We start from the raw sequence: 18443 nt of genomic DNA on the forward strand, positions 1-18443 counted from the left end.
TAAGACACTTTCCAATCGATGTGGAAGTTATCTTTGCAGATAGAAAGATGACTTCCAGGCCAGCCGACAGCCCCCGAGGCCGATCAGGCGGCGGGCGCGGCGATCGAGGCTGCGGGAGCTTCGTCTATTCGGACCGAAGGTGTGCAGGGAGTTGCGGCTCGCGGTCGATCAGATCGGCGAAGAAGCGGTCGCAATCCTCGCCATCGAGCGCAGCGCCAAGCCCGTCGATCGCAGCACCAATCAACCGCGCCTCGTCCTCGTCCAGGAGCCGGATCGCGGTATCGATATAGACGAGCACGTGGGCGCCGACCGGCGGGTTGGAGAGCAGCAGCATGGAGACGCGGCGCTGCTCGCCGCGAAATTCGCACAGCGCGGACATTCCGTCAGTCTCGACGATCGTCATCGGCAAGCCGAGGCACATCGTGCTTTCTCCAATGGGCCGGCCGGTCAGGCCGGCCGCATCTCGTAATTGGCGTGGTCGATGTCATTGGCGAGCAACCGATCGGTGTCCGCCAACGGCGCGCTGCGGCGGCTCACCGTCACGCCCCACTCGGCCAAAACCCGGCAGGCAAGATCGATCGCGGGCGCGATCTGGTCGCGCACCGGCGACGTCAGCGGCCCGCCCCAGTCTTCGAGATCGAGCGGCTGGCAACCAATCAGCGCGAGATGCTTCGGACATCGGCCGAGCAGATCGGCTGCGCTGATCACTTCCTGGAAACCGGTCTGGTGCAGGCTCATCTTCTTGGCGCCGGTGAAGCGCGGCACCTCGTCGTCGCGCACCAGCTTCAACTCTCCGGGCGCGAGGCCATAATCAATGGCGTCGAACACGATCAGGCGGTCGGCCTCTTCCAGATAGTTCACGAGGTAGAGTCCCTGCGTGCCGCCGTCGAGGATGGTGACGTTGTCGGGCACGGCGTAGCGGCGGTGGAACTCTTCCACCACGCGCACGCCGAAGCCCTCGTCGGCCCACAGGATGTTGCCGATGCCGAGCACCAGGATGCGGTCGTCTTGCGAAGATGTCGGCATCGGTCACGTTCCCGTTTTCAATCGCGGAATTGCCGCTCGCCGGAGATCATCGAGGAGATGATGCTCTGGCGTGACATGATGTCTTCGCGGATCGCCGCGTAGATGTGCACCATCACGAACGCCACCAGCGCCCACATGCCGAGATGATGCCAGGTGTGAACGTCCTGGCTGTTCGGCCAGATCGCGAACACCCAGCCGAACAGCTTGTGCTGCCAGCTGTCGATCCCCTGGCCTTCCGAATAGAGCGCGAAGCCGGTGACGATCATGAAGGCCACGAACAGGGTGAAGCCCGTGAACATCGCCGTCTGCGCCAACGGGTTGTGGCCGACATACATCTTCGGCTCGCGCTCCAGGAACGCGTACCAGCGGATCTCGTGCAGCACTTCCTTCCAGAACCGCTTGCGGTGAACCGGGATGTAGAAGATCTGCCGGGAGTGGTGGTTGCCGACGAAGGCCCACAGGATGCGCGTGAGGAAGAACACCGCGAGCACCTGTCCGGCGGCGAAATGGGCGAAGCGGATGTAGCCCATCACGAAGTTGTCGGACGCCTCGCCCGCGACCGTCGGCAGCGGCGCTCCGATCAGATAGCCGGTCACCATCAGCACGAGAATCGCGAACGCATTCACCCAGTGGCAGATCCGCACCGGCGCTTCGTAGACATAGACGGTGGGCCGACCCACCGCGCGTTCTCCGGACGCATCCGCTGCGATCACCGCAAGATCCGGCCTGCCGTCCGAGCCGGGAGCAATGGCATCCATCATGGTGGCCTCCTACCTGACCTTGACCTTGGCGAGCTCCTGACCGTCCGGACTCATGACGTGAGTCGAACAGGCCAGGCACGGATCGAAGGAATGGATCGTGCGCAGGATCTCCAGCGGCTGCTCGGGATTGACCATCGGCGTGTTCATCAACGACGCCTCGAAGGCACCGATGTTGCCCTTGGGATCCCTGGGCGAGCCGTTCCAGGTGGTCGGCACCACGCACTGGTAATTGTCGATCTTGGTGTCCTTGATCTTGATCCAGTGCGCGAGCGCGCCGCGCGGCGCCTCGGTGAAGCCGACGCCCTTGGCTTCCTTGGGCCAGCTCTCCGGCTTCCACTTGTCGACATTGGCGGTCGAGGAGTCGCCGGCCTTGATGTTGGCGACGAGCTTGTCCTGGAAGTAGCGCATCTGGCGTCCGGCCCAGACCGACTCGAGTGCGCGCGCCGCGGTGCGGCCGAGCGTCGAGAACAGCGCCGAGGTCGGCAGGTTCAGATCCTTCAGGAACTTGTCGACGGGGTCCTTGAACTCCGCCTTGTTCTGGGCGTAGCCGACGATCCAGCGCGCCAGCGGACCGACCTCCATGGCGTGCCCTCTCCAGCGCGGCGCCTTGATCCAGGAATATTTGCCGGCTTCGTCGAGCTGCTCGATCGCGGTCTTGGTGCCCTTGGCATTGGCGCCCAGCACGTAATTCGGCTCGGTGATGCCGTCCCAGGGGTGCAGGCCCTTGGTCTCGTCAGGATATTTGTACCAGGAGTGGACCACGAACTCCTGGATCTCGTCCGGGTTGGTGTGATCGACTGGAAACACCTCGGACAGATTGCCGTTGATGATCGCCCCTTGCGGCAGCTTCAGGCTCTTCGCGGAATAGTCGTTGGCATGCTCGGGCACGTCGCCATAGGCAAGCACGCTCGTGCTCGACAGGCCGCCGCCATAGAGCCAGTCCTTGTAGAACGAGCCGATCGCCGCGACGTCGGGCAGATAGACCATCTCGTTGAACTCGATCAGCCGGTCGATGATCGAGGAGATCAGGTTCAACCGCTCGATGTTGATGGCGCCGACGGCCCCGGTGCCGTCGACATTGATCGGACAGGGCACGCCGCCGACCAGCCAGTTCGGATGCGGATTCTTGCCGCCGAAGATGGTGTGGATCTTGACGATCTCCTTCTGGAAATCGAGCGCTTCGAGATAGTGCGCCACCGCCATCAGGTTGGCCTCGGGCGGCAGCCTGTAGGCCTTGCTGCCCCAATAGCCATTCTTGAACGGTCCGAGCTGCCCGGACTCGACGAATTTCTTCAGCCGGGTCTGCAGATCCTTGAAATAGCCCGGTGACGACAGCGGCCAGCTCGAGATCGACTGCGCCAGCGTCGAGGTCGCACGCGGATCGGCCGAGAGCGCCGAGACCACGTCCACCCAGTCCAGCGCATGCAGATGGTAGAAATGCACGACGTGGTCATGCACCTGCAAGGCAAGCTGCATCAGATTGCGGATCGAATTGGCGTTCTCGGGAATGGTGATTCCGAGCGCGTTCTCCACCGCGCGCACCGACGTCAGCGCGTGCGTGCCGGTGCAGACGCCGCAGATCCGCTCGGTGAACGCCCAGGCGTCGCGCGGATCGCGGTTCTTCAGGATGACCTCGATGCCGCGCCACATCGTGCCGGTCGAGACCGCGTTGCGGATGACGTTGTCGGCGTCGACATTGACCTCGACCCGCATGTGACCCTCGATGCGGGTCACGGGATCGACGACGATGCGCTTGCCGGAATTGTCGAGATTGAAGCCGTTGGGAGTCTGGATGCCCATGGTTGCCCTACCCTAGTCTGTCGCTTTGTTCAGCTGTTGTGATCGACGTCTTCGCGCTTCGACGCGAGCCGCTTCACCGCCGTCACGGCCGCATGTGCGGCCACCGCGGCGCCGACCGCGCCGGCTGCCGCCATGCCGATCTGATCGGCGTTCTTCTCGATGCCGAACTGCTTGATGGTGGTGAGACGGTCGTAGAACGAGCCCTTGTCCCAGAAGCCGTCCTCCGAGCAGCCGATGCAGCCATGACCGGACTGGATCGGGAACGAGACGCCGCCGTTCCAGCGCACGGTCGAGCAGGCGTTGTAGGTGGTCGGGCCCTTGCAGCCCATCTTGTAGAGGCAATAGCCCTTGCGCGCGGCTTCGTCGTCCCATTCCTCGACGAACTGGCCGGCGTCGAAATGCGGCCGCCGGTAGCATTTGTCGTGAATGCGCTGCGAGTAGAACATCTTTGGCCGGCCCTGGCGGTCGAGCTCGGGCAGCTTGCCGAAGGTGGTGATGAAGGTGACGACGCCGGTCATCACCTCGGCGATCGGGGGGCATCCCGGCACCTTGATGATGGGCTTGTTGGTGATCACCTTGTCGATCGGGGTTGCCTGCGTCGGATTGGGCTTGGCCGCCTGCACGCAGCCCCAGGACGCGCAGGCGCCCCAGGCGATGATCGCCATCGCGTCCTCGGCCATCATCTTCAGCTTCTCGACGAAGGGCTTGCCGCCGTCGATGCAGAACATGCCGCCCTCGTTCAGCGGCGGATTGCCTTCCACGGCGAGGATGTACTGACCTTTGTGCTTGGCGCGGGTCTCCTCGAGAATCGCTTCCGCCTGATGGCCCGCCGCCGCCATGATGGTGTCGTCATAGTCGAGCGAGATCATCGAGAGCACGGCATCCTTGACCAGCGGATGCGCCGACCGGATGAAGCTCTCCGAGCAGCAGGTGCATTCGAGCCCGTGCATCCAGATGACGGGCACGCGCGGCTTGGTCTCCAGCGCGTTCGCGATGCGGCTTGCCGCCAGCGGCCCGAGCCCGAGGCTCGTCGCGGTCAGGCTGCAGAATTTGTGAAAGCTTCGACGCGTGATGCCTTGCCGCCTGATCACGCTGTAAAACGTTTCCGTCGCCGTGCCCATGAATCCTCCCGTCTTCGGCTTTGACTTTTCGATGACGCCAAAGACAGCAAGAAGCAGGCCAACAGCTTGGAGCGATTCAAATGTAGAGAGATTCCAGAACGTTACGCATTTGAACTGCACTCAGCATGGTGGGCGCAGACGGCAAAAAGAGGAGAAGCGGAAACAAGTCGATTTGCAGCCGGCAACGAAGTTTCCGGTCAGTGCGCGGTGCACACCATGCAGGGATCGAACGAACGCACGATGTGCTGAATCGCAACCGCGCGCGCGCCGGCGTCGCCGACCTCGGTGCCGACCAGCGCCTGCTCCAGCGGTCCTCCGACGTCGAAGGTATCGCGCGGCGAGAAATTCCAGGTGGTCGGCGCGATGATCTGGTAGCGCGCGATCTTGCCGTCGCGAACCGCCATCCAGTGCCCGAGACTGCCGCGCGCGGCCTCGACCAGTCCGACATAGCTCCCGTCGGGCATCTCGCGCGAATTGTGGCAGAACGGCTCCGACAGGCGGAGCGCGCGCGTCCACTGCTCCATGGCGAGCGCAATGCGCGCGGTCTCGATCAGCCGCGCGATCACGCGGTTGCGGACATTGGTCCCGCTGGCCGACACCAGATCCGCAATCACCGCCTGCCCCGCCACCGTCTGGCGCGCGATGGCGCCGACCTCGATCGGCTGGCCGGAGAGCCGCGGCGCCTTGCACCAGCTATAGGCGGCCGGCTTGTCCGGATCCGGGATCGTGCTGCTGTGGGCCGGATCGACAGAGGAATCCCGCATCCAGGCATGCGAGACGTCCTCCGTTATTTGCGTCAACGGCAGCGGCTCGATGGCGGCGCGCGGACCGAACAGGCCGCGCGGAAACAGCTCGCCCTCGGTGCCGTGATAGGCGCCGTAGCTCATCATCAGGCCCGTGCCCTTGCCGAGGCCGCTCAGCGCGAGACTGTCCGCAAGCCGCAGGAAGTGCGCGAAGTCGCCGCCGCGGCCGTCACGCCAGCGATCGAGTTCGTCAGCGCTGGCAATCGCCAGCACGTTCTCCAGCGAATCCGCGAACACGACACGCTCGAGGAAGCTTCGGAACGCGGTCGTGATCGACAGCAGCCGGACGCGCTCACCGAGATCGATCGCCCTTGTGGTGCCACCGGGCTGGAACGCCAGGCTGTGGGGCCATTTCCCGGCGATGATGCCCATGGTTTCGAGCAGCCGTGCACGCGCCGGCAAGGCGTCGCGTGCCGCGCTGCCGCGGGTCGCGGCAAAGCGCTCGCGCGCCGCGGCGTGCCAGTCATGCGCGGCATAGGCCTCGCGGGCGAAGTCTGGCATGAAGAAGATGTAGAAATGGGTGAGATGATCGGCGGCGTTCTCCGCGGCGTGCGCGATGTTGGTGGCAAGCAACCCGTTGGGCGCAGCCTCGATCGCCATGGCGGCACGCAAGGCCGCGGCTGCGGCCACCGATTGCGAGACCGAGCAGATGCCGCAGATCCGCGGCGCCAGCGCCAGCGCGTCGAGCGGCGGGCGTCCTTCCAGAATCTGCTCGAACCCGCGGTACAGCGGCGCAGTCACCTCGGCACGCATGACGCGTCCGCTCTCGACGTCGAGACGGACTTCGAGATCGCCCTCGACGCGGTTGAACGGGCCGATCGTGATCCGGGTCATGGCTTGGACTTGGTCGTCGTCCGGCCCGGCGGCACGACGACATGATCGGCGGTCGCGTTCAGCCGCACGCGTCGCGGCGTCGCCGACTTCGACAATGCGGCGAGCGCGACGAACCAGGCCTTGGGCATGTCGGTCGGCAAGCCGACCGGAATGCCGGCAAGCTTGGCGGTCTCCAGGAAATTCTGCGCACCCTCGAACCCCGGCGAGGTGCAGGCGATGCAGGCATAGCCGCCCTTGGTGCAGGATCCGCCGCCGTTCCAGGAGCGCTGGTTGCAGTCGCCCACCGCCTGCGTCGCCTTGCAGCCGAGATGCTCCATCAGGCAGCCGCGCTCCGACATGGTCTCGGCACTGGCCTTGAATTCGTAGAACTCGTTGCGGGAGCAGCCATGATGGGCGAGATGATTGGCGACGAATTTCGGCCGCCCGTACCCGTCGAGATCGTTCGCGGCGATATCCTTGGTGGTCAGTGCCAAGATGGTTTCCATCATCCAGCCGGGATGCGGCGCACAGCCGGCAACGTTGATGACGGGAAGACCGAGCCGCGAGCGGAACGCCGCCCCCAGCGCGCCGCCACTGTCGGCGCCCTCGAACTGCAGGCCGACGGCATCGGTCGGATTCGATCCGGCGGCCGGCACGCCGCCATAGGCCGCGCAGCTTCCGACCGCGATCACGTAGCCGGCATGCGGCGCGAGATCGAGCATCCAGCGATAGACGGAACGGTTGGTGCCCGCGAGCATGTTGAAGCGGCCGGTATCGTTCGGCCCGCGGGCGACGGAACCTTCCAGCAGGAGCAGGTCGAGCCGCACCTTGCCGTCGAGCACGGACTGCAGGATCTCGACCGCCTCCTCACCCGTCTCCTCGCTGACGGACGGATGCCACAGCAAATTGACGCCGAACTGGCGCAGCTCGTCGAACCAGCCCGAGCCGCCGCTTTCGAGGATCGACATGGTGCAGCCACCGCAACTGGCGCCTTGCAGCCAGAGCACGTTGGTCATTGCATCGGATCGGCTCATCTCGTCTCTCCCGGTCGCCCAGCTTCGACCGCTCACGGGCGAAGTGCAAGAGGCTCGTTGATCCCTTCAGCCATGGTCGCCCGACATTTCGTCGTGCTTCAAATGCCGCCTGCGGATGTTGCGGGTGACGATCCAGACCAGGGCCACGGCGACCGGGACGAAGATCGCGGTTGCCAGCGACGGCTCGACATGCAGACCGCCGTCATGGGCGCCCTTGGCGAGGTAGCCGAACAGGCTGACGACGTAGTAGCCGATGGCCGCCACCGAGAGGCCTTCGACCGTGCTCTGAAGCCGCAACTGCAATTTGGTGCGCTCGTCCATCGAGCGCAGCAGGTCGCGGTTCTGCTCCTCGAGCTCGACGTCGACGCGCGTGCGCAACAGATCGGCCGCGCGCGCCAGCTTAATCGACAGATCGGCCTGCCGGTCCTCCATCGTCGCACAGGTGCGCATTGCGGGTGCCATGCGACGAGCGAGGAAGGACGACCAGGTCGGATAGCCCGCGATCTCGCCGCCCTCGATCACGGCGAGGCGCGCCTGCACGATGTCGTTATAGGCCCGGCTGGCGCCGAACCGGAACAGGCTGCCGGCCGCGCCTCTTTCGAGCGAGGCCGCCAATGCGGTCAGCTCCGTCAGGAGATGATTGTTGAGCTTGAGGTCTTCCGCGCGCTGCATCTCCTCGAGCACCTCGACGAGACGGCGGCCGATATGATCGACGGAAGGCGCAAGCTCAAGCGCAGCGGGCAGACCGAGCAGCGCCAGCGTGCGATAGGTCTCGATCTCCAGCACGCGCTGCACGAGGGCACCGAGCCGGCCCGGCGAAAGACCGTCGTTGCAAACGAGAATGCGAACGAAGCCCTGATCGTCGGTGCGAAAGTCGGATGCAACGACGGCGGGTCCGCTGCGCACCGCGGCGACGGCGAGGCTGCCACGTTCGAACAGCTGCTGCGCCCGCTCCAGCGCCGCCGAGGTCTGCTCGACCTCGAGCTTGACCGCGACCAGCAATTGACCGGACTGGCGCAGCGACCGGATCAGCGCGGCGGCGTCAGCGCCGATCTCGCCGAAGCCGCGCCCGGACGTCTCGGAATCGGCCAGGATCCAGGTGAAGGTGCTGAACTCCGAGTGCTGCTCCCAGCGGAGCTGGGTCTCACCGATCGTCACCTGGTGATGCTTGGTTCCGGCATCCGGCGGCACCCGTCCGTGCGACAAGCAGAAGGCGACGAAGGTCTGCCGGTCCGCTGCAGCAACCTCGCCCTGGCCGAGAAAGGCAAAGCGGAGCACCGTGACCGGCGCCGTCAACCGCGTGAACGGGCGCGCATGCACCTCGGCCAGCACTGCACCACGCTGCGGATGCAATTCAAAGCCGGCGAGATCGAGGTCAAGGTTCATCGACGGTTCCCTGCTGCGCTGTCAGGCCGCGATCTGCCGCCAACCCTGTCGTTCACTACCACAACACACCCATGGTCTTGCAATCCCGGATGACGGAGACGGCCAAACGCACTCACTCAACCAGCGACCTCGGACAACCCTAGAACGCCCCGGCGATGGTGAGCCGGAACGTCAACGGCTCCACGGGATGCAGCACGTAGTCCATCACGCCATTCTGGCAGACTGCGGCCGGCGCAGTGCCTGCCGTGCAGAGGTTGTAGAGCGTATCGGTCTTGAGCATCGAGCCGTAGGCATAGGTGATCTGGCTGGCCTTGGTGTTGAGGAGGTTCAGCACGTCGAGCTGGACGCGCCAGCCATTGTCGATGCGATAGCCGAGGCGGCCGTTGACGATGCTGGTCGGGGCGGAACGGAACGCGTTGTCCTCGGTCAGCGGGCTCGATCCAAGATAGCGCCAGCGCAAGCCTCCGAACCAGCCGGTCTTCTCGCCCAGCGTGACGCCGACCGATGCCACCATCGCCGGCGCATTCGGAATGAAATTGCCGGGCGCGTTGCCGATCTGCGCCTCGGGATAGCCGGCGAGCGAGGCATAGACTCGCGCCTGCTCACTGTCATACCCGCGGAATCGCGCATGGGTCATGGCGAGATCAGCGTCGACGTCGATCCATGACCTCGGCCGGTAGTGGTTGGTCCATTCGAAGCCGTAGCGGCGGCTGGCGCGGGTCGCCGAGGTATCGCCGGCATCGCCGGAGAACAGGATCTCGGAATCCTGGTCGAGGATGAAGAAGCTGAGCGAGCTGTCAAGGCCGGGGACGATCCTGCTGCGCACGCCAACCTCTGCCCCCTTCGTCCGAACCAGCAGCGGCGACGGCGTCAGCCGCGTTGCGGGATCACCGGGGTCTTCCGTCGTGGTCGCGCCGCGGGCATCGTTCGAGTGCATGCCGTAGCCAGCACCGAAGAAGAACTCGGTCTGATGGAAGGGGCCGAGCACCATCCTGAATTTCGGGCTGCCGAGCGCGGCGTCCGCGCGGCCGGAGTTGTTGGCGTTGAACTGAGACGTGACGTCGGCGGCATAATAGTCGCCACGCCACCCTACCGTCGTCCTGAGCCAATCGGTCCAGCGCACGGTGTTCTCGGCGTAGAGGCCGACGCTGCCCTCGCCGACCTTGTCGCTGCGGATGTTGGAGAGAAAGCCGCGACGGAACGTGTTGGTGAGCGCGAGGTCGATCGCATCATAGCGCGACTGCAGGCCGAAGGTCGTCTGCATCGGCAATCCCGCGAACGAACCGTTCAGCGTGCGCGAGATGTTGGCGCCCGCCATCAGGCGATCGTCGTGCTGGTGGAACTGGTCGCCGAGCACGGGATCGCTGAGGTAGTAGGTAAAATTGTTGAAGAGGTCGAGCTGGCTCTTCACGACATAGGCGTTGGCTTTCCAGGAGCCGAGATCGTCGCTTTGCGCGACGCGGCCCGAGAGCGCAAAGCGGTTGGTGTTGCCGCCATCGCTTGGATCTTCCGAGCCGAAGCGGCTGAGAAAGCCGGATGCGATCGCGCGCTGCGGCACCTGGTCGGTCGAATTCCATGAATTGGCATAGGCCATGCCGGTGATGGACACGCCATCGGTCGCGGTGCCCTGGCTGTAGCGCAGAAGGCCATTGAGCTTCCGCACATTGTCCGGACTGTCCCACGGGCCGTTGTAGGTGCCCATCTCGCCGGCCACCAGCAGCGAACCGTCGCCGACCTTCGCCGAATCCATGCCGAGCAGGCGGCGGTAGCCGAAGCTGCCGACGCTCACCTGCGCCAGCCCCCTGGTGCGATCGATCAAACCGATATGGACGCTCCCGGCCGAGGCGAAATCGCCTTCGTCGGCAAAGTACGGACCCTTGCGCACATCCATCGCGGCGACGGTTTCCGGGATCAGCCAGTTGAGATCGGCATAGCCCTGGCCGTGCGCGTGCGTGCGCATGTTGACGGGAACGCCGTCGACGGTGATCGCAAGGTCGGTCCCGTGATCGAGATTATAGCCGCGCAGAAAATACTGGTTGGCTTTGCCCTCGCCGGAATGCTGCGTCACGATCAGACCCGGCACGGCTTCGAGCGCTTCGCCCGGCCGCGTGAACGGGCGCGCGTTGAGCTGTTCGCCCGTGATGGTGATCTCGCTCGCCATGCTGGGCTGGCTCTTCGCGCCCGATCCGGCGCTGCGTACATCCTCTCCTTGCGCCGTCGCCGGAGACACGAAAATGCGGTGGCCGGCCGGAGACGGCTTGCCGGTGTGGCGCGATGCGATCGGCTTCCTGCGCGCCGACGTTTCGCCGCCACCAATCTCGATCGGCGGCAGCTCGCGCGAGGTCTGGCTGCCTTGCGCGAAAGCGCGGCCGTCATCCGCAAGCAGCACCGCGGCCGAGAGTACCGTCAGCGCGCCGCCGCCACGACGGGGCTCACGCCGCTTCGGTCGCATCGGCGCATTCCAGAGCTTTCGTTGCGGCGCGGTGCCGGCTGCCCTCGAAGATGCGACGATAGAGCACGACCGAGACGAGCCAGGCGATCGCAAACAGCGCGATCACGGCAAAGCCGACATTGGCGAGCGACTCGTTGAGGCCGTCGACCAGCGCCCACACGCCGCCGGACAGGCCGAGCCGGTCGGCCGCGAGCCCAAGCGCCTCGATACCGCCGATGAAGAGCGCGACCGCCACGGAGGCGCCGGTGATCGTGAGATTGTACCAGAGCTTGCGCAAGGGATCGACGAAGGCCCATCGATAGGCGCTCACCATCAGCGCTGAATCGGCAGTGTCGACCAGCGCCATGCCGGCGGCGAACAGCGCGGGGAAAACCAGGATATCGGCAACGGACGCACCGCGCGCAGCTTCGGTGGCGGAAATGCTGAGCAGTCCGATCTCGGTCGCGGTGTCGAAGCCGAGCCCGAACAGGAAGCCGAGCGGATACATGTGCCAGGGTTTCGTGACCAGGCGGAATAGCGGGCCAAGCAGTCGGGCCAGGAACCCACGATTGGCAAGCAGCCTCTCGAGCCCTTCGGCATCGTGAACGCCCTGCTCCCGCGCCGCGCGAAATGTCCGCCACAGCCCGGCGAAGATGACGAGATTGATGGCTGCGATCGCGAGCAGAAAAAGCGCCGACACCGAGGTGCCGATGAGACCGCCGATTTCCTTGAGCAGGCTGTCGCCGCCAAGGCCGACCACACCGAGCGCAAGCAACAGCGTCGCGACCACGACGACGGTGGAATGGCCGAGCGCGAAATAAAGGCCGACGCTGTGCGGCGCGCCATCCGTCTGCATCAACTTGCGCACGACGTTGTCGATGGCGGCGATGTGATCGGCATCGACGGCGTGGCGCAAGCCGAACACCCAGGCCAGCAGCGCTGTCGCCAGCACCGTCGGCCGGTCGCCGAACAGCGCGAAAGCCCAGGCCCAAGCGGCAATGTTGGCGGCGATCAGCCCTCCGAACAGCACCAGCGTTCCGGATTCGATCGTCCGAAAAGTCAGCCTCACCGCCTGCTCCATCGCTCCCGCCCCGCAGTATGACGTTTATCAAGAACCCTCATACTGACAAGAGCAAGAGCCGCGCCACTTTCGACCCTGCGGCCGGCAGACTCCTGGAGACGGTCACACCTCATTGATTCCATGGAAGATTTTTGGCTCAGCCCGGCGCAACGCCAAATCGGGATGCTGCGCCTTTGTTGGCAAGCAACTATCCACTTTGCCGACCAGGTTGACCGGTCCGCACACGCCCCCTGAGGGGATATTTGCAAAAGATCGTCTGCGGACGTTCGACATGGATCGCCGCTGGCGGACGTGCTGCCGCCGACGGCTCTCGCCCGACCGTGCCTTCACGACCGCCCGGAGGCGTTTCACATGTCCACGGTCATCGACAGGAGATATGTGCGTGGTGCTCCCAGGAAGAACGTTCCGAACGAAGCCACGCTGGACCAGTAACTCTCACCGGTCACATTCTGAATGTTTGCGCGGAAAACCGTCTTCTTGCCGTTGATCGCCGTGGTGTAGCGAGCCCCGACGTCGAGTCGCGTCCACTCCGGAATCGACTGCTTGTTCGCGGAATCGATGAACTGCCTGCCCGTGTAGATGACGGCTCCGTTCAACGTGAGATCCCTCATCCACGGAAGGTCCCACTCCGCACCAAGATTGGCCTGCACGTTCGGCACGCCGATCGGCGTGTTGCCGACATTCGCCGCGACGGCGGTCTTCGTCAGCGTGCCGTCCAGCAGCGAAACGCCTCCGAGGATTCGAACATCCGGCATGAGCTCGCCGTAGACGTTGAACTCCAGCCCCCGGACTCGTTGTTCGGCCGTCGCCGCGAAGCGCCCGGCGGAGAGCTCGCCGCTCGCCTTCGAAATCTCGAAGGCGCTGAAGGTGGTTGCGATCCGGCCGAAATCCACCTTGATACCGGCCTCATACTGCTTGGCGACGTAAGGCTGCAGCACTTCGCCGAAATTGGACGCGGTCTGCGGAGCGACGTCGCCCCGGGCGAGACCTTCGACATAGTTCGCGTACAGAGAGACGTTCTCCACGGGCCGGACCACGAGCCCGACAACGGGGGTCACCGCGCTCTTGTCGTAGGACGACGTCAGCGTCCCGACGTTGGAGAGATAGTTGTTGGCCTCGATGCCCTGGCGCCGGACACCGAGAGTCAGCAGGACGCGCTCGTCGAGCACGGACAAGGTGTCGGCAATCGAAAGCCCCGTAAGTTCACTGTCCGAGAGCCGCGGACGGCCGCTGCTCTCGTTGGCGAATTGAGTTGGCGCAACAGTGGGATTGTAGATGTTCGATGTGACAAGCGTGCCGTTGGTCAGCCGCCGGTACAGGGCGTCATGATAGACCGAGGCCTGGACGGCGAGCGCATGATGCACGAAGCCGGTGTCGAAGCGGGCGCGGACACCGCCATCATAGGTGGTTCGATCGATGCTGAGGCCGAAGAACTGGGGCGTGGAGGTCGTGTCACCGCTCCCGTTGACGATCGTCGAAAGACCGAAGAACCGCTCGACATTGGTCTTGGAGCCGCCGACATCCGCAAACAGCGTGACCTGGTCGCTGACATCGTATTCGGTCCGCAGCAAGGCGGATTGGTCGGTGATGCGCGACCATTCCCAGGGCTGGGTCACGTTCAGCTTGCCGTCCGGCGCCTTCGGCACCTGCAGGCCGGAGGCCATCAAAAAGGGCCGTGACGGCGCGTCGAACCGATCGGTCTGCGCGATGAGATAGAGCCACGACCTGAAGCGCTCGCCCCGATAATCGAGAGCTAGCGATCCGACACCTGTCGTTTCGGATTGGCGATCGATGGGCGTGTTACCGCCGCGAACGCTACCGCTGGCGCGTACGCCCCATTCCTTGCCGTCGCCGTAACGCCGCGCAACGTCCCAGTGACCGCCGAAGCGCGCCGTCGAGCCGTAGCTTGCGGTCAGACGGGTCAGATCCTCGTCCGCCCGCTTTGGCACGACGTTGATCACGCCGCCGACGCCGCCATTGGGCGCCATGCCCGACAGCGCGGCCGAGGGACCCTTGAGCACTTCGATGCGCTCGACGTAATCCGTGAAGATGCGATAGGTCGGCGCGATTCCGTAAAGCCCCTCGAAAGCGAACTCACCATTGTTGCCTTCGTTGATCGGAAATCCGCGAATGTTGAAGGAGTCCACCACGCCGCCCGTCGGGTGGGAGCTCCGCACCGACGGATCGAGGATCAAGGCATCGGCGCCCGTTGCCGCCTGCTGATCCCGAACGAACTTGTCGGTGTAGCTGGTCGCGCTGAACGGCGACTTCATCGTGCTGGTGTTGCCGAGCAGCCCGAGCCGCGCGCCCTGGGCGACCTGGCCGCCGGCGAATGGCGGGGCGACAGCGGCCTGCGATTGCACCGCGACCGCTGGCGCCTGCGGTGCGCGCCGCGCGGTCGATCGGATGCGGGCATCGTTTCGCCTGACAGGCGCACGGCGAGCCGACTGTTTCGCCGGCGCTTCGACGGTCACTGGTGGAAGAGAGCTTCCGCCTTGCGATGTCTGGGATCGCGCAGGCAATTCGAACCACGTGAGAAACGCCACTCCGCCCAGCAGCGCCACGGCTACGCGCGCCACCGTCCCAACCCCACCCGCACGTCGCATTCCCCGCAAGTCCTTCATCAATGGTGCGCAACCGCCGTGAGGCGGCTCCACACTTGGCCAGCAACAATCATCGACCGAAGAGCAGCTCTTCGGATCCAAGTCCGGCCGGCACACATGCCCCGTCAATCAATTGCTCTGCAGACGCGCACGCCCGTTCGCTGCCATCGTCTGGGCGGCGACATGCGAATGCGAGCGACCTGCATGGCCTCTTTAGGAAGAGGCCGTCGCGACGGCAACGCAATTGCGTCCGCTACGACTTAGAATGCCTCGATCGTTAGCGATCGACAGGCGAATGTCTGGAACGATTCAAATGCGCCCTGGATGATTCCAAATCGGTGCGGTCAAAATGTCGCGGGAATATCCGGAAGAATGCGCGGGTCAGGAATGCTCCGCGCTGCATCTCATTGATGTCGCCGATATTCCGGCGACAACTGCTGCTGACGCGCTACCTCAGCGAGATCGTGATCTGGCTGACATTGGCCGCAAGCTCCAGTCCCGCTTTCGGCCCCTGCATCACGATCGTCACTCCCTTTTCATTGCGAAGGTGGACGCCGTTGACGCCGCCGACCAACGCAAAGCCGCCGCCGACCGAGCTGTAGGTGCCGGCAAAGTCGTTGATCTCGCGAATCCCAGAAGCCCAACCGTCAAGCCGGCCGACCGTCGCACCGGCCGTGATGCCGAAGCTCATGCCCGTGATCTTGAAGGGATAGGCCCGACCGCGATAGGTCAGCACGCCGCTGCCGGCGCCGCCGCCGATCAGAAGGCCGCCCTTGAGGATCTTGGCGCGGACGTGACCCGCCGCCTGCGCGAACGACGGTGTCGCCGGCGTAGCCAGTCCAAGCGCCAGCAGCAACATTGCGATCAGGCGAAAGCCCAGCATGCGTCGATCACGGCTTTGCGGCATCGACCTTCTTCCAGGTCTGGTCCGGATCGAACAGCGTGGTGCGCTCGGCGATGAAGGTCGTGCGCTTGCCGAGATCCTTCTGATAGACGGTGCCGGCATGATTGACGAGGAACGTCATCACCCCGGAATTGCCGTACTCCGCAGGCCAGGCGATCAGCGCGAAGCCGCCGATCATCTTGCCCTTGACGACATAGTTGAGCGCGCCGCCGGGCGCATCGGGGCCCTGCCCTCTGAGGATGTGGAAATAGTAGCCGTGATAGGGCGAAGGTCCGACATCGCCTGCGCGGTAACCCTCCTTCGAAGCCTCGGCCGCCAGTGCGCCGAGCGGGCTCGGATCGCTGTCGTCGCGCCAGAACAGACCATCTTTCTTGCCGGGCGTCGAGACGATGCGCTGGGCGTAGACGCCGGCGCCCTCGCCGCGATCCTTGTCGGCATATTCGTTCTGCGCATCGACATAGGCGAGCGCGGTCTGGATCGCGTCGAGCTCGTTGCGGCCGATGCGACGGCGCAGCACCTCGATCCGTCCCTCGTCGGTGTCGAACTCCCAGCCGGTCTTGGTGTTGAGCAGCGGGATCGGGAACGGGAAATCGTCAGGCCCGAGCATCAGGGTCGCGCTCTTGTTGCCTTCCGTCTTGATGCCGTGCTTGGCGTCATACATCGACGTGAAGCGCTGGCGGATATCGTTGTCCGCGATCTCGTCGCCGGAGGAGACGATGTCGTCGGCAGCGTTGCCGAGCACTTTGAGGATATCGCGAGGTCCACTCTTCACCGCGGCCGCGAGCGCCGCGGCCGCGTCCTCAGGCGTCTTGAAGGATTGCTGTGCCTGCGCTGCAGATCCCAGCATCGCCAGCGCCATGAGAGCCGGCAACATTGCGCGGCGGATCAATGTCAGACCGGTCATGGCGTCACCTCTGCTGGGATCTTCGCGCCGCGGGCGAGCCACTCGCGGTAGGTGCGGAATGTCAGCCCGAGCTTCTCGTAGTAAACGCGCAGATAGCCATCGCTACCGCGCGTCACGGCACCGGGCATCACCTGCTCGACTTCCTGCGCCATGACGCCGACATAGGCCTTGTCGCTGCCGATATAGCTGAAGCGGTAATAGCCGAGGCCATTGGCGAGATGGCCGAGCAAGACGACGTCATGCTTCAGCGCGATATCGGAACGTCGGCCACCGCCGCCACCGCCACGGCCGCCTCCCCCGAAGCCGCCGCCGCCACCACGCGTCGCCATCCCGCCACCGCCGCCACGACCGGCCATGCTCGGTCCGCCGCCACCGCCGCGCGGCATGCTCGCCATGCTGGATCGTCCGCGTGCAGATGCTGCGGCCGCCGACCGGCCCGCGGAGACGTTCATCGCGCCGCCGCGATTGCCGCCGCCGCCGCGGTTGGCTGCAGCACCTCCGCCCGCGCGGTTCGCCGCCTTGGCGCGATCGCCGCCGCCCTTGGCCCGGTCACCTCCGCCCTTTGCGCGATCACCTGCGCCCTTGGCGCGATCCCCGGCACCGGCGCGGTCGCCGCCGCCCGGCCGATCCCGCGTCCCTGCGCTTGGACGATCTCCCGCACCCGGACGATCGCCGCGATTGCCGGCGCGGTCACCGGGACCACCGCGATCACCAGCACGGTCTCCCGCGCGATCGCCTGCCCGATCTCCCGCACCCTGATTGGGCCGCAGCACCTGGTTGCCGTCACGGCCGCGGAAATCCATCCGGTCCGACACGCCGGCCTTCAGGTTGTTGTTGCCGAAGCGCTGTTGAACATTGCTGTTGTTGTAGCGCACGCCTTGGCGATGCGCCGGATTGTGCTGCCAGCCATTGCCGATGTTGGTGGTGCGATGGTTGACGTAGACGTTGCGGTTGCCCCAGTTGCAGCCGCCACCCCAGTAATTGCCCCAGCGCCCGATCGCCCAGGCGGTGCCGAAGGCCAGTCCCGCTGCAACCACGCCTGCCCCGATATAGGACGGGTAGCCCCAATAATACGGCGGATACTCCGCATAAGGCCAACTGCCATAGACCGTCGCCGGATCGTAATACGGGACGTACATCTCGGCAGGATTGGCCTGCTGGATCACGACGACCTGCTTGCCTTGCTGCGCCTGGACACTGACCTTCTGCTGCTTGGTCGTGACCAGCTTCTTGTTGTCATACGCCTTGGTGCGCAGGCGCTGGATCGCGTCCATCACGTCGGGCTGCTGGGCGAGGAAGGCATCGCCGAGCTTCTTGGTCCATTCGAGCTGGTCGCTCATCATGGTCAACACGTCGGCGGTGCTGGCCAGGGCCTTGACGCTGTCGTCCCAGGCCTGCTTGTCGACCTCCGTCTTCAGCGCATCACCCTTGAGAGACTTGCGCTCCTTCAGCCAGCGGTCGGCCTGCACCACCTCCAGCGGATAGGTCGAGGCGGCGAGCACGTTGGCGAGGAGCTCGTCGGGATAGAGCGCGATCGGCGCGACCAGGGCCTCGAGCTGCTCCGGCTTCAGGACCTCGGCGGTCGGAGCGGGCGGGCTTGCGGGCTGCGCCTGCGGAGTTGGAGGCGCCGTCGTGGTCTGCGCCGTCGCGGCGACCGACGTCGTCATCAAGAGCGCGAGTGCCATCAGGGTCTTGCAGCAGCGGAACATCGCATCCTCCCTCGGACTTCCAGTTGGCACGATCGGACCGCAACACCGAGGTTTGTTGATCGAGATC

The 18443-nt window shown here is 65.0% G+C and carries 14 protein-coding genes; all 14 read right to left on the minus strand.

Going from position 1 to position 18443, the window contains the following annotated elements; translation table 11 throughout:
• Positions 1-124: 124 nt before the first annotated feature.
• The 14 genes from CO669_RS07865 to CO669_RS07930 all read right to left on the minus strand — a co-directional run bounded on the left by CO669_RS07865 (position 125) and on the right by CO669_RS07930 (position 18376).
• Positions 125-421, minus strand: a complete 297-nt coding sequence (locus CO669_RS07865) for a HypC/HybG/HupF family hydrogenase formation chaperone (RefSeq protein ID WP_097659211.1) — start codon at positions 419-421, stop codon at positions 125-127.
• Positions 422-447: 26 nt separating this feature from the next.
• Complete coding sequence (locus tag CO669_RS07870) at positions 448-1026, minus strand: HyaD/HybD family hydrogenase maturation endopeptidase (RefSeq protein WP_097659212.1); 579 nt, start codon at positions 1024-1026, stop codon at positions 448-450.
• 17 nt (positions 1027-1043) lie between these two features.
• Positions 1044-1787, minus strand: a complete 744-nt coding sequence (gene cybH / locus CO669_RS07875) for a Ni/Fe-hydrogenase, b-type cytochrome subunit (protein WP_097659213.1) — start codon at positions 1785-1787, stop codon at positions 1044-1046.
• Positions 1788-1796: 9 nt separating this feature from the next.
• Positions 1797-3587 (minus strand): nickel-dependent hydrogenase large subunit, encoded by a 1791-nt coding sequence (locus CO669_RS07880; RefSeq protein WP_097659214.1) that lies wholly within the window; start codon positions 3585-3587, stop codon positions 1797-1799.
• A 29-nt stretch (positions 3588-3616) separates the two neighbouring features.
• Complete coding sequence (locus CO669_RS07885) at positions 3617-4708, minus strand: hydrogenase small subunit (RefSeq protein ID WP_097659215.1); 1092 nt, start codon at positions 4706-4708, stop codon at positions 3617-3619.
• Positions 4709-4905: 197 nt separating this feature from the next.
• Entirely contained in the window at positions 4906-6345 is a 1440-nt protein-coding gene (locus CO669_RS07890; RefSeq protein WP_097659216.1) for a nickel-dependent hydrogenase large subunit, read from the minus strand.
• Entirely contained in the window at positions 6342-7358 is a 1017-nt protein-coding gene (locus tag CO669_RS07895; protein ID WP_097659217.1) for an NADH-quinone oxidoreductase subunit B family protein, read from the minus strand. Before CO669_RS07895 ends, CO669_RS07890 begins: the two co-directional genes overlap by 4 nt.
• Positions 7359-7424: 66 nt before the next feature.
• A complete protein-coding gene (locus CO669_RS07900) occupies positions 7425-8744 on the minus strand; it encodes a DUF3422 domain-containing protein (RefSeq protein ID WP_097659218.1) in 1320 nt (439 codons plus the stop codon).
• A 139-nt stretch (positions 8745-8883) separates the two neighbouring features.
• Positions 8884-11196, minus strand: a complete 2313-nt coding sequence (locus tag CO669_RS07905; RefSeq protein WP_097659219.1) for a TonB-dependent receptor — start codon at positions 11194-11196, stop codon at positions 8884-8886.
• Complete coding sequence (locus CO669_RS07910) at positions 11177-12256, minus strand: HoxN/HupN/NixA family nickel/cobalt transporter (RefSeq protein WP_097659220.1); 1080 nt, start codon at positions 12254-12256, stop codon at positions 11177-11179. Before CO669_RS07910 ends, CO669_RS07905 begins: the two co-directional genes overlap by 20 nt.
• A gap of 347 nt (positions 12257-12603) precedes the next feature.
• Positions 12604-14730, minus strand: a complete 2127-nt coding sequence (locus CO669_RS07915; protein ID WP_245444226.1) for a TonB-dependent receptor — start codon at positions 14728-14730, stop codon at positions 12604-12606.
• 577 nt (positions 14731-15307) lie between these two features.
• Positions 15308-15742, minus strand: a complete 435-nt coding sequence (locus CO669_RS07920) for a hypothetical protein (protein WP_245444228.1) — start codon at positions 15740-15742, stop codon at positions 15308-15310.
• A gap of 7 nt (positions 15743-15749) precedes the next feature.
• The gene (locus tag CO669_RS07925) at positions 15750-16667 is read right to left on the minus strand and encodes a DUF2950 domain-containing protein (protein ID WP_097659223.1); all 918 of its coding nucleotides are present in this window, start codon (positions 16665-16667) and stop codon (positions 15750-15752) included.
• The gene (locus CO669_RS07930; protein ID WP_097659224.1) at positions 16664-18376 is read right to left on the minus strand and encodes a DUF3300 domain-containing protein; all 1713 of its coding nucleotides are present in this window, start codon (positions 18374-18376) and stop codon (positions 16664-16666) included. The genes CO669_RS07925 and CO669_RS07930 overlap by 4 nt, the downstream gene beginning before the upstream one ends.
• Between the last annotated feature and the right edge of the window lie 67 nt (positions 18377-18443).

The organism is Bradyrhizobium sp. Y36, from assembly GCF_002531575.1.
GTDB lineage: Bacteria > Pseudomonadota > Alphaproteobacteria > Rhizobiales > Xanthobacteraceae > Bradyrhizobium.